14 protein-coding genes and 1 tRNA gene are annotated in these 11,906 nt (G+C 62.1%); 6 read left to right on the top strand and 9 right to left on the bottom strand.

What is annotated here, in order from left to right:
* Nucleotides 1-89: 89 nt before the first annotated feature.
* Together C8N42_RS09100 and C8N42_RS09105 are read right to left on the bottom strand one after the other, a co-directional pair.
* A tRNA-Thr gene (locus C8N42_RS09100) sits at nt 90-165 on the bottom strand.
* A gap of 258 nt (nt 166-423) precedes the next feature.
* Nucleotides 424-2,115, bottom strand: coding sequence for an ABC transporter permease (locus C8N42_RS09105; RefSeq protein WP_107816495.1), 1,692 nt, complete (start codon nt 2,113-2,115; stop codon nt 424-426).
* A gap of 217 nt (nt 2,116-2,332) precedes the next feature.
* Here C8N42_RS09105 and C8N42_RS09110 point away from each other — a divergent pair, with 217 nt between their 5' ends.
* Both C8N42_RS09110 and C8N42_RS09115 read left to right on the top strand, forming a co-directional pair.
* On the top strand, nt 2,333-3,211 hold the full coding sequence (locus tag C8N42_RS09110) for a hypothetical protein (RefSeq protein ID WP_107816262.1): 879 nt from the start codon (nt 2,333-2,335) through the stop codon (nt 3,209-3,211).
* 27 nt (nt 3,212-3,238) lie between these two features.
* The gene (locus tag C8N42_RS09115; protein WP_107816263.1) at nt 3,239-4,465 is read left to right on the top strand and encodes an MFS transporter; all 1,227 of its coding nucleotides are present in this window, start codon (nt 3,239-3,241) and stop codon (nt 4,463-4,465) included.
* Nucleotides 4,466-4,471: 6 nt separating this feature from the next.
* Here C8N42_RS09115 and C8N42_RS09120 read toward each other — a convergent pair whose 3' ends face one another.
* Both C8N42_RS09120 and C8N42_RS09125 read right to left on the bottom strand, forming a co-directional pair.
* Nucleotides 4,472-5,152, bottom strand: coding sequence for a hypothetical protein (locus C8N42_RS09120; RefSeq protein WP_107816264.1), 681 nt, complete (start codon nt 5,150-5,152; stop codon nt 4,472-4,474).
* Between the two features lie 35 nt (nt 5,153-5,187).
* The gene (locus C8N42_RS09125) at nt 5,188-5,460 is read right to left on the bottom strand and encodes a DUF2312 domain-containing protein (protein WP_425430521.1); all 273 of its coding nucleotides are present in this window, start codon (nt 5,458-5,460) and stop codon (nt 5,188-5,190) included.
* Between the two features lie 179 nt (nt 5,461-5,639).
* Here C8N42_RS09125 and C8N42_RS09130 point away from each other — a divergent pair, with 179 nt between their 5' ends.
* Both C8N42_RS09130 and C8N42_RS09135 read left to right on the top strand, forming a co-directional pair.
* Nucleotides 5,640-5,855, top strand: a complete 216-nt coding sequence (locus C8N42_RS09130; RefSeq protein WP_107816265.1) for a hypothetical protein — start codon at nt 5,640-5,642, stop codon at nt 5,853-5,855.
* Between the two features lie 345 nt (nt 5,856-6,200).
* Nucleotides 6,201-7,211, top strand: a complete 1,011-nt coding sequence (locus tag C8N42_RS09135) for a phosphoadenosine phosphosulfate reductase (protein WP_107816266.1) — start codon at nt 6,201-6,203, stop codon at nt 7,209-7,211.
* A gap of 8 nt (nt 7,212-7,219) precedes the next feature.
* Here C8N42_RS09135 and ureG read toward each other — a convergent pair whose 3' ends face one another.
* Genes ureG through C8N42_RS09150 form a run of 3 tightly spaced genes read right to left on the bottom strand, consistent with a single transcriptional unit; the run spans nt 7,220 to nt 9,028 of the window.
* Nucleotides 7,220-7,834 carry an urease accessory protein UreG gene (ureG, locus tag C8N42_RS09140; RefSeq protein WP_107816267.1) on the bottom strand — a complete coding sequence of 205 codons (615 nt, stop codon included), beginning with the start codon at nt 7,832-7,834 and terminating at the stop codon, nt 7,220-7,222.
* 9 nt (nt 7,835-7,843) lie between these two features.
* The gene (locus tag C8N42_RS09145; protein WP_107816268.1) at nt 7,844-8,479 is read right to left on the bottom strand and encodes an urease accessory protein UreF; all 636 of its coding nucleotides are present in this window, start codon (nt 8,477-8,479) and stop codon (nt 7,844-7,846) included.
* Between the two features lie 6 nt (nt 8,480-8,485).
* Nucleotides 8,486-9,028 carry an urease accessory protein UreE gene (locus C8N42_RS09150; RefSeq protein ID WP_107816269.1) on the bottom strand — a complete coding sequence of 181 codons (543 nt, stop codon included), beginning with the start codon at nt 9,026-9,028 and terminating at the stop codon, nt 8,486-8,488.
* Between the two features lie 75 nt (nt 9,029-9,103).
* Between C8N42_RS09150 and C8N42_RS09155 the strand changes: the two genes are divergently transcribed.
* A complete protein-coding gene (locus C8N42_RS09155) occupies nt 9,104-9,841 on the top strand; it encodes a hypothetical protein (protein WP_107816270.1) in 738 nt (245 codons plus the stop codon).
* A 39-nt stretch (nt 9,842-9,880) separates the two neighbouring features.
* Entirely contained in the window at nt 9,881-10,219 is a 339-nt protein-coding gene (locus C8N42_RS09160; protein WP_107816271.1) for a coiled-coil domain-containing protein, read from the top strand.
* 158 nt (nt 10,220-10,377) lie between these two features.
* Here the strand turns inward: C8N42_RS09160 and C8N42_RS09165 are convergent, their stop codons facing one another.
* Together C8N42_RS09165 and C8N42_RS09170 are read right to left on the bottom strand one after the other, a co-directional pair.
* Nucleotides 10,378-10,602: a hypothetical protein gene (locus C8N42_RS09165; protein WP_107816272.1), complete on the bottom strand. Its 225-nt coding sequence runs from the start codon at nt 10,600-10,602 to the stop codon at nt 10,378-10,380.
* A gap of 226 nt (nt 10,603-10,828) precedes the next feature.
* The gene (locus C8N42_RS09170) at nt 10,829-11,869 is read right to left on the bottom strand and encodes a YncE family protein (RefSeq protein ID WP_107816273.1); all 1,041 of its coding nucleotides are present in this window, start codon (nt 11,867-11,869) and stop codon (nt 10,829-10,831) included.
* Nucleotides 11,870-11,906: the final 37 nt, after the last annotated feature.

Below are 11,906 nucleotides of genomic sequence, written 5' to 3' on the forward strand. Positions count from 1 at the left end.
CTTGGCCTATGACCGTAAAAACGGTTATCGAACTCCGCAAGCGTCTGTTATATTTGAGTTTTTTGAGAATTTCACAGCAAAATGTGAAATGGTGCCCCCACACGGACTCGAACCGCGGACCTACTGATTACAAATCAGTTGCTCTACCAGCTGAGCTATAGGGGCACTTCGGGGCTCATTTAAGCGTGCGGGAAAGGGTGTGCAAGCGGTTTGTCGCTTTTCAACCCGGAACATCTTCCAAAGCCACCCGATTTTCATCCTCGAAGCAGGGGGAAACGGGTTGTGTACGGATGCCTGTAAGCCAGCCATAAAGACACATCCCCTCAACGGGTTTCCCGCACCAGCCGTGTCATGTCATATTCGGCCTCCGCGAAGTCTTCGGGCATCGCGCACCCCAACGCGGTCCAAAGCGGGGCAGGACGATCAGGTCAGATCCGATGCATTCTCGGAGCGCGCCAGAAGCAGCACGGCAACCAGTCCGACGGAGATCACCAGCAGCGCGGCGGGAGAGGCGGCTTCAAGCTGTTCGAGGGAGGCTTTCTCGAACACTCGCGTCGCCAAGGTGTTGTAATTGAACGGACGCAGCAGAAGCGTCGCGGGCAGTTCCTTCACACAGTCGACGAAAACCAGCAAAAGCGCGGTGCCGACTGAGCCACGGATCAGTGGCACATAGACCCGGCGCAACGTTCCGCCGAGCGTCTGCCCCAAAGAACGCGCGGCCATCGGCAGGGAAGGTGCGACACGACCAAGGGCGGCATCGGTCGCGCCCTGCGCAATCGCGAAGAACCGCACAACATAGGCAAAGACGATGGCAAAGGCCGTGCCGGTCATCAAAAGCCCCGGATCGCGCCCGGTCAACGCCGCGATGCCATCGGCCAGAATATGATCGAGCCCCGCCAGCGGAAACAGGATACCGATGCCCAGAACCGCCCCCGGGGCGGCATAGCCCAGCGTCGTGAAGGGCAGCACGACACGCGGCAGTTTGCGCCCGGTGAGACGCACGCCGTAAACCATGAAGAGCGCGGCCACAACGGTCAGAATAGCCGCGGCCCCCGCCACGGTCAGCGTGTTCGTAAGCGCCGTCAGAAGCCCCGGCGCAAGCCATTGCTCCGGCTCCCCCAGTGCGTGATGCAGGATCACCCCCACGGGCAGGATGAAACCCACGGCGAAGGGTACGAAACAGAGCGCCAACGCCAAGATGCCCTGCCAGCCGGTGAGACGGATCGGCGAAATCGGCCGGGCCTGACGCGCGCCTTGCGAGTAACGCGCCCGACCGCGCGAAGATTTCTCCAGCGCGACCAGAAGGAAGACGACCACCAGAACAACGGAGGCGATCTGCGCCGCGCCGCCCGCATTGCCGCCTTCGAGCCAGGTAGAGAAAATGCCGGTGGTGAGCGTCTGCACCGCGAAATAGGTGACTGTGCCGTAATCCGAGACCGTCTCCATCATCACGATCGCCGTGCCCGCTGCAATGGCCGGGCGGGCGAGCGGAAGACCCACGCGCCAAAACCGCTCGAACGGCCCCGCGCCCAGGGCACGGGCGGTTTCATAGACCGAGCCGGATTGCTCACGAAACGCCGCACGGGTCATGAGGAAAACATAAGGCGTCAGGGCGGCGGCGAGGACGATGATGGCAAAGCCGAGGGAGCGCACCTCCGGGAACCAGTAATCGCGCGCGGTCTGCCAGCCGAACACTTCACGCAAAAGCCCCTGCACCGGCCCGGCATATTCGAGAAAATCGACCAGAGCATAGGCCCCGACATAGGCCGGGATCGCCAAGGGCAGGAGCAAAAGCCATTCCAGAGCCCGCGAGAAGGGAAAGCGGTACATGGTCACGAGCCAGGCCGCGCCGGTGCCGACACAGGCGGCGAGCCCCGCGACGCCAAAGGCCAGAAGTGCCGTGGTGGTCATGTAACGCGGCAACGTGGTGGCCATGAGATGCGGCCAAATATTGTCGCTCGGGTGGAGGGCGATCCAGATCACGCTGATCAGCGGCATGAGCACGAGGGCCGCGATCACGAAGGCCCCCACCGACCACGGCGACAGGCGCGACACACGGGCAAGCCCGCCGTGACGGGCGTTTTGACGGGCATCGCAGGCCGGAAGCTGTTGCATTTGGTCGGTCATTTCACCGGCTTACTGCCTTTCGTACAGGACGTGAAGCCCAAGTTGCCCGTGAATGCGGGCAGGTTGCGACCGGTTTGCCGCATCAAAGCCCCCGCGAATTCGGTTTCCCTGACGATAAAACCGTTTATATTAACGCTAACGTGCCGCTTCCGGAGACAGGCCCGGTATAAGACCAAGAATATTAGAGACAGGACCCACCGAACCCATGATCATCTCCATGCATATCGGCGCCCATTGCACCAATGGCGCGCAGCTCATGCGCGGGCTTCTCAAGAACAAGACGGTTCTGGCCGAACACGGGGTCGCAGTGCCAGCGCCCTCGCATTACCGCGATGTGCTGCCGCAGATCATGAAGAAGGTAAAAAACAACCGCGCCAGCCCCGAGACGCAGGAGATGCTGCTCGACCAGATGCTCGAAATGGAGGATTGCACGCGGATGGTGCTGTCCTATGAGGATGTGATCTGCATGCACCCGCTGATTTTCGAGAAGGGTCAGTTCTACGGCAAGGCGGATTTCAAACTGCCCTGGCTGCGCAACACCTTCGCCGATCACGAGATGGAATTCTTCATCGGGGTACGCAACCCTGCGACCTTCATCCCCGAGGCCTTCTCCTACTGCGGTCCGAACACCAGTTTCGAGAACTTCCTGTCCGGCGTCAATCTCGACACGCTGCGCTGGTCGGCGCTTCTGACCCGCATCCGCAACGTCTGCCCGGATACGCCTGTCACCTGTTTTGCCTTCGAGGACACGCCGCTGACCTGGGCGCAGGTGATGCGCGAAATGACCGGGGTCGGGCAAATGGTGCCGATGTCGGGCGGGCTCGACATTCTCGCCACCATCATGAAGCGCGAGGGCATGAAGCGTCTGCGCACCTATCTGCACACTCACAAGCCGCAAACCGAGGAACAGCGCCGCCGCATCCTGCAAGCCTTTCTCGACAAATATGTCGACGAGGAAGCGCTTGAGGAAGAGATCGAGGTGCCCGGTTGGAACGAGGCGCTGGTGGCCCGGCTGACCGAAGCCTATGAGGAAGATCTCGACCGGATCGAAGCCATGCAGGGCGTGCGCTTCATCGCGCCCTGAAATCCCTGTAAACAAGGAGCGCAGCCGATGATCGACCTCTCCGTGCTGCGCCTCAAAAATTTCCGTCTGCTCTTCGCTTCAGCCAGCCTGAGCAATCTCGGCGACGGGGTAATCGCGGTCGCCCTGCCATGGCTCGCCACGCTTCTGACCTCTGATCCGGTTCTGATCGGTCTCGTGGCCGCCGCCCGTCAGGCCCCGTGGTTCGTCCTGTCTCTGCCTGCGGGCGTGATCACCGACCGGATTGCCCACGCCCGTGTGCTGATCCTCTGCGACACGGCACGGTTTGTCACCGCCCTTCTGACCCTCGCACTTGCGCTTCTGGCCACGCCCGGACCTGAGGCGGTTCTGCTGCTTGCGGCTCTGGCCTTTACCCTCGGTTCGGCGGAGGTGCTGCGCGACAACACCGCGCAAAGCTTCATCCCCGCGCTGGTGCCCGAACAGAGGTTGGAAAGCGCCAACGGACTGCTCTGGGCCTCCGAGCAGGCGGCAGGACAGTTGCTCGGCCCGCCGCTCGCCGGTGTCCTGATCGCCCTCACCATCGCCCTGCCCTTCGGATTTCAGGCCGCAGGCCTGCTCCTCGCCGTGCTTCTGGTGTCACGGATCGCCCGGCCCACCGCCCTTGAGCCGCGCCCGATGCCTGCCCCTTTCGTCACGGCGCTGAAAGAAGGGCTGGCGTGGCTCTGGCATCACGCCATGCTGCGCCGTCTGGCAATCGCCGTGGGCGCGTTCAACTTCACCGGTGCAATGTTCTGGGCAATCTTCGTGCTTTACGCGCAGGACGTGCTGGGCCTCGATGCGCTGGCCTACGGGCTGTTGCTCACGAGCGCGGCCTGTGGTGGTGTGGCGGGCAGTCTGCTCGGTCCCGCGATCCTGAAACGCACCGGCCCGACGCGCGGATTGTTCATTGCCATGGCAACCTTCGTATTGACCGCCGCCACGCTGGCACTCAGCGCTTCGCACATGCTGGTGGCCGTGATGCTGGCCGCCGAAGCCTTTACCACGATGATGGCGAACATCGCCGCCGTCACCTACCGGCAGCGCACCATCCCCGCGCCGCTTCTGGGGCGGGTGAATGCCGCCTATCGGTTCTTCGGCACCGGGCTTGCCGCCTTCGGCGCATTGGCAGGTGGCGTGGCGCTGGCGCTCGCAGCCCCTTTGGGGGCGGCGAACGCGCTGCATCTGAGTTACGGGCTTGTGGCCTGCGGTGCGTTTATTCTGCTGATCTACGGTGTCTTCCAGTTGCGATTGGAGTGATCCGGCTTACGGTGCCAGATGCTCTGCAACCAACCCATCGATGCCGCTCACCGGATGCGCCTTGAGCCAACGCGCCACACGGCATCCGGCCTGCGCATAAAAGCTCGCATCGCGCGCGCCCATGGAATGCCGCCAACTTTCGGCCTTCTCGGGCAGCGCCCCCTGCCCCGGATCGCAACTCTCGGGATTGAGATCGAAGCGCGGGTCACGCGACACCCAGACGGCAATGCCTTCGTCGAGCCAAGCCGGAAACCGCGCCTGTGCCCGCAAGCCGATCTGCCGGTGCAATGCCACATGGCTCAGTTCATGGGCGATGATCTCCGTGTCGTGACCGCGCGGCGTAAGGTAGAACAGATGACTGCCATAAGCCATGGCGCGCGCCTCCATCCCGCCCATGACCTGATTACAGGTTTCGGTGTAACAGATCAGCATGCGCGGGCGTTTTTGCGGCCCGAAAGCCATGGCGACCCGAGCTTCGGCCAGCACAAGACGGCGTAGCATGTCCTCGGAAGTGGTTGATCCGGTCAGTTCGGAATAGACCTCGGGAGCGATCCTCTTGAACCCGAAACAGCCGGGACAACCCCCGGCCAGAACCGGGGTGAAGCCCAGCGCCAGAAGCCCCAGACCGAAACCCAGCACGAGCGCGATCAGCGAAAGCGCAATGCGGTGGCCGAGACGCCGGGCCATGAGAGGTGCTCAGAGGAAAGCTCTGGACAGGCGCCTCAGCGCATGCCCAGAGCTTCCTTATACATATCGAGGATCGCCTCTTCCTCGGCGATCTCGTCGGCGCTTTTCTTGCGCAGGGCGATGAGTTTGCGCATCGCCTTGGTGTCGTAACCGCGCCCCTTGGCTTCGGCCATCACCTCTTTCTGCTGATCGGCGATGTCCTTTTTCTCAAGTTCGAGACGCTCGAAACGCTCGATGAACTGGCGCAGTTCATCGGCGGTCACGCGGTAGGAGGCGTCGGGGCCGGATGTGTTCTCTTCGTCCATCATGATGGAAACCTTCCTCGGGTCTTATGCTCTTGTCTGCCCGTTCCCTACCCGTCCCATGAGGGTGAGGCAAGTCTTGCCGGAGCCGATGTCCGCATCCGTGCTTGCCTGATGCGGAGCGAGACGTTAGGCGATCAGGAACAGCTTCGGCAAGTCATGGCAAACGGAATGGGGAGAACAGCATGGATGCATTGATCTGGGGGGGCGTGGTGTTGACGCTGATCGGCGTGGGCCTTTTGGTCTATTGCATCGTCGCCGCGATGAAAGCGAAGAAACAGGGCGGCTCCGACGAAGACATCCGTGCCCGGCTGCAAAAAGTTGTGGCGCTCAATCTGATCGCGCTTCTGGTCTCCGCCATGGGGCTCGGAGCTGTGACGATCGGCATCATCCTCGGCTGATTCCGGCGCTACTCCGGGCGAGTCGGCACACAGGTTCCCGAAAAGGGGCGAACAGATGCCATACCGTGTCCGGTTTCGCCACATTTCCCGGCGCGGAACGATCAAAAGCGCCCCGCAATCGCACATCGTTTCGCGACAGGTAACAGTCGCGCGAAGAACAGCGGAATTTCTTTCCCCTGCCGCCGAAAGCGCTTAACTGGATAAGCGAACGTTAACCATTTCGGCCTTCCCCTGTCCGCCACCGCCGGTTCGAACCGACACGGCGGTACAGGGAGAGGGCCTGTTTCCGACCGCATGGCGCCTGACACTGCGCCTGACATCGGATAAAGCATGAGGAGAGGTCTTATGAGCCAAGCCGATACCGAGCTTCAGAACGCCATCCGCGACGTTCAGGACATTTCCGATCTGCCCAAGGACGAATGGGCAGAGGCGCTGGAGGAATTTTCCGAAGCACATGGCCATTACGAGCCGCTGGGCGAGCACTTCGCCGCCGTTTTCCTCGACGAGAAGCCCCGGCTTCTGGTCAGTTTCGATACGTTCGAACAGGCCACGGAGCGCAATGAAAAGGGCTATCCGACGGGGATGATGCTGGCCGCGAAACACGGCTGGTCCTCGCTGACCCTACTTGCGCATGATCTCGATCCGAACGACCGCTGGTTCCGTTCCAAAAGTGTCTATCGCTATTTCGACCGGCTGGTCGATGAGGGGTTTTTCGAGGATTTCGATCAGGTCGTGTTCTACGGTGCGGGGGCCTGTGGCTATGCCGCCGCGGCCTATTCCGTCGTCGCCCCCGGCGCGACCGTGATCGCCATCGCGCCACAGGCGACGCTCGACGGGCGGCTGGCAAGCTGGGACCGGCGTTTCCCGAAAACCCGCCGGATGGATTTCAGCAGCCGCTACGGCTTCGCCCCCAACATGGTGGACGGGGCAGAAAAGGCCTTTGTCCTCTATGACCCGCGCGTAAGCGAAGACGCGATGCATGCCGCCCTGTTCAACCGACCGCATGTCACCCGTATTCCCTGCCGTCTCTTCGGCCCCGATCCGGAATATGAGATGATCGAAATGGGCGCTCTTGCCCCGATCCTCGAAGCCGCGATCGAAGGGCGCCTCGATCAGAGCGAGATCACGCGCGCGCTGCGCAAACGGCGCGATCATATGGGCTATCTGCGGCGCCTTCTGGCCGAAAGCGCATCAGGCTCGCGGCCCTATCAAACCGCGCTGCTCTGCCGCTATGTGCTGAACAATCGCAAATACGCGCCGCGCTTCCGCAAGGCCTATGATCATGCGCTGGCCGTTCTGGAGGAAAAGGGCGTCAGCTTCCCCGATCTGAATGAGCCGTTTCACGAAAAGGCCTGAGGCGGGGCTCAGCCGAGACCGCCCTCTTCCTCGACAAATCGAACGACCTCATCCACCCCCTCGCCATGGCGCAGCGCCGCCATGACATAAGCGCCTTGGCCCCGCGCCCGTTTGGTGTCCTCTTCGAGCAACGCCCGGTCGACCCCGACATAGGGCGCAAGGTCCACCTTGTTGACGACCAGAAGGTCCGAGCGCGTCACCCCCGGCCCGCGTTTGCGCGGAATGTCCTGCCCCGCCGCCGTGTCGATCACGTAGATCGTCAGATCGGCAAGTTCCGGCGAAAAGGTCGCCGCAAGGTTATCGCCACCGCTCTCGATCAGGATCACATCGAGATCGGGAAATTTCTCCGACAGATCGGCCACAGCCGCAAGGTTGATCGAGGCATCCTCGCGGATCGCCGTATGCGGACAACCACCGGTCTCGACACCGCGAATGCGCTCCATCGGCAGAATTTGCTGGCGCATCAGCGCCTCCGCATCCTCGCGCGTATAAATGTCATTGGTGATGACCGCGATGGAATATTTCTCCGCAAGCGCCTTCGCCAGCGCCCCGGTCAGCGTCGTCTTGCCCGCCCCCACGGGACCGCCGATCCCGACGCGCAAAGCTCCGTTCGGTGATGCCATGTCTGCCTCCTATGTCTTGAATATCCGCACATCCATATCTTCATGACGGGCGGCATTGAGATCGGCGGCAAAAGCCCCCGTCGACACCCCTTTGAGTGTCGCTCCCAGCGCCTCTTCCGCCACGGTGTCGATCACCTCATGGAGCCGCGCCAGTACCCTTTGCCCCGCCGCCTGTCCGAGCGGAATGAAACGTACGCCTGCGGAGACGAGGTTCGACGTAAAGCTATGGAGATAAAGTGAAATCACGGTTTTCGGCGCCAGATCGAGTTCACGAGCCGCCTCGCCCACCGCCACCGGAAGCGCCCTCGGGGGGCGTCTCGGCCCGCCCATCTCCGCCACGGTGCGTGCGAAGGCCGTGCCCTGCTCGAACGTCTCCGCCCAGCGCTCTTTCGAGCCTGCCAGAGCCTCCGCCAGCGCTGCCATTTCATCGGCATCCGCACCTTGCAGCACCATGGACAACAGCCAGGCATCCACCCGCCCGCCGCCACGCGTCAGGATCGCGCCGAGCCAGTCCTCAAGCGCCTCTGCATCGCGGACCTGCCCCTCACTGACCGCCAGTTCCAGCCCGTGCGAATAGGCAAACCCGCCGAGCGGAAACGCCGGCGAAAGCCATTGCGTCAGGGTCAGAAGCGCCCGTTCCGTCATGCCCGTTCAGTCATCATGGTGATGGTGGTGCCCATGGTGGTGACCATGTTCGTGATCATGACCGTCGTGATGATCGTGGCCGTGTGCATGGTCATGCGAATGCCCGTGGTCGTGCCCCATGGTCCGGCCATGCCCGTAAGCCCCGCCCTCCGGAGTGAACGGCGCCACGATCTCCGTAACCTCGGCCCCCAACTGTTCCAGCATGGCTTTCAGCACCGGGTCGCGCTGGATCACCAGCCGGTCTGCGGCGATCTCGCAAGGCGTATGCCGGTTACCGACATGCCAAGCATAGCGCGTCACTGTCTTGCCCGTGACGGCATAAAGCTCTTCCTCGGCGGCCCGTACCCCGATCACCGTCCCGTCTTCGCAAACGAACCCGTCTCCCTCGCCGAGCGACACGGTTTGCGGCAGGTCGACAAAGACCGTCAGGCCGCCTTCAGTCACCAGTTTCTTGCGCCGCAGCAGGCGCTGATCATAGGTCAGCGCGACACGATCCGTCGCCGTATCAGCACCGCCGAAACTGAGTTCATAGGCTTTCAACCCGCTCATTTTGCACCCTCCTGCCGGGAATTGGGACTTTCTTAACCGACTCGCCCTCAAATGTAAGGCAAGGAGACCCTGCCCATGCGTTTTTCCAAGCGTTTTTCGTCTTGCGATCATAGCACCACCGACGGCCCTTTCGAGGCCGTGGATGCACTTTTCGCGCTGCGCGCCGAAATTGTTCGTCTACGGCAGCGGGAAGCGGAATTATGTGATGAAATTCTGACCTTTGCCCACGCTCAGGAATGTGACGAAGTGCTCGGTGCAGCGCGCATGGCAGTGATCGAAACCCGCCACCCACGTCGCATCGCCCCCGAACATCTGCCCCGGGAGTTGCTTCTCGACCCAGATGTGTTTCGCAGTCGCGAGGAAACCGTCATCCTGCTCGCTCCCCGCGCCAAGGAGCACATCCCGATCGAAACCGAGACGCGGATGAAAGTGAGGTCGACCTCCGTGCCCGATCCTTTTGTACAGGCCGACGATCCCTTCGTTCTCAAAACCGCCAGCCCGCGCATGACAGGCCCAGACCTGCCCCCCGTCGAAGTCGGAGATGTGCCCGAAGGGGAAACCCCGCGTGATCTGCGCCCGACCGGGCATGCCGAATTGCAACCGCTGGCCGGGTTGCAGGAGGAAGCCGTGGCACAAATGCTGGCCGATGCCGAGGCTCCCCTCCCCATGGCCACCCTGCCGGACGCGCTCGAGCTGGTCCACACGGTCGAAGCAAAGGTCGATCTGATCTTTGAGCAGGACGCCGATGAGGACGCCAGCCCCCCCGACACCGCCTTTTCCAGCCGCCGCATCGCGACCGGAGGTGAGGGCTAACTGGGCCATTGCCCCCCCTTGTTCCAGAAGGAAAAGATCATGGATATGTCGCTCTCTCCCGTTGACGAACTTGCCCGACTGCGTGCTAAGCTCGCCGAGCTGCGCGCCCGCGAGGCCGCACTCGAAGCCGGTTTTCTCACGTTCAGCGGGACCTCCGGCACTGTCGGTCGCTATCATGGCCTGACCTGTGATGTGGTGGTCTCCCGCACCGGCTATCAGGTGTTCGACATTTCGAAACTGCCATCGGAGATCCTGCATGACGCGCGTTATTATGCGACGAAACAGGTCACCTCGATCCGCATCGAAGAACATGGTGAAGACGATCTGCCCGCCACGTACGACGGGCCGCAAGCGATTCCGCTGCTCTCACAGACATGAGCGCGTTTCATACCAAAGCGCCCCGCCTTTAACCTGAGCTATCAGAGAAAGGGGAGGCGCGTGCAACGCTCATATCTTGCGCGGCGTTCCGCCAAAAGCTGTGTCACAGGTTTTTGGCGGAACGCTTTATCCACTCGACATCAGGTGTTTCGCCTCCGTCAAACGCAAAACAAATCCCTGAAGACATAATGTGGAATGCGCTCGCGGGTGATGCCCATGGCCAGAAGCTCCTCATCGCTCAGGGCATCGAGCCGCGCGAGTTCCCCCAGACGTTTGCGTCGCACGGCATAGGCGTTCACCCCCTGCCCCAGTGTAACGAAAAACAGATCGAGCCGCGCCCGGAGGCTTGGTGTGAGAATGGCGATATTGGCAACATGCTGCATATCCGGAAACCTTTCTGGAGTCGGGTTTCCTCCCTGGACTTTCAGGTTACGGAAATTTCCTGAACAAACAACGCGGGCGACTGCGGCGGCACGCAACGCCCGCCCGCCACCAACGGGAATTGCATGATTTACGGGCAGCCTGCCGCCTCGGGCACCGCAATGGGAAACAGCGCACCAACATCCGGGGCGCATCCGTGCGACGACATGGCGGGCGATGGCGTCACGCTCAAAAAGGAAGCTTCTCCAGATCGAAAACCCGCAACGGCGTTTCCTCGCATGTCGCGAGCAGAAGCCTGCCGTGACAGGCAAGCTCCATCCCTTTCATCCCGCCCTCTGCCTCATTGACGTGCCCGGCGCGAAATTCGGCCTCCGTCACAGGACAGAAACGCTGGACCGGCTCCGCCTCGATGGACCAGTTGGCCTCGGCCGCATCGAAGACATGGATCAGCGGCGCCCCGGCGTCCGCAACATAAAGCCGGGTTCCGTCGGGAGAAAAGCGCAGCCCGTGCGGATAGCACATCCCACCGAGACGACCGACCGGAGGACGCTTTGGATCGTTGCGTCGGTCATAGGGATAGATCAGCACCTCATGCGTCCCATGCGACGACACAGCCAGAAACCGCCTGTCGGGCGAGAGCGCAATCCCGTCCGGCACGTTCATCCCCGCCGCATAGGCAATGCCATTGCGAGACGGCAAACGCCAGCGACGGGAAAAACGGTGACGCGACAACCGGTGCCGGTAATTGTTACAGGCGATGACCTCGACCGTGTCGTCCTGTACATCGCTCACGACCACCGAGCCGGGCGCGCGTAATTGCCGTCGCAGGCTGGCCCGGACAATCTTGCGCCGGGGCCTTGCGACACACCGATGCACGCCCATCCGGGCGGCGGGCAGGTCGAAAAGCGTCAGCCCGCCCCTGCGATTGCCCACGATAAGCAAGTCCTCACCAATGAAGTCGAACCCGTGTGGCTCGGCCAGATCGGGCGAGGATATTTCCGTGGCGCCCATGAGCGTCAGAACCGGTTGCGCCTCATCTCCCCAATCGCACTCGAACAACAGGCAACTGTTCGCCAGATATCCGGCCACGGCCATGCGTCGCCCGCTTGGAGACAGACGGATATCCTCCGTGCGGCCAAGTCGGGTCAGTTCTGCGGCGATGTCGTCCGACATGCGCGGCACGAGAATGGCCCCCGCCGCGTCAAGTTCCTCAAAATCCAGCGCGTTCTGCGCCAACACCTGCCAACGCGCGAAATTTTCGCCCTTCATTCTCCCCCCTTGGTCCATTTCGAGATACGCGCTCGGC

Source organism: Celeribacter persicus, assembly GCF_003050785.1.
GTDB lineage: Bacteria > Pseudomonadota > Alphaproteobacteria > Rhodobacterales > Rhodobacteraceae > Celeribacter > Celeribacter persicus.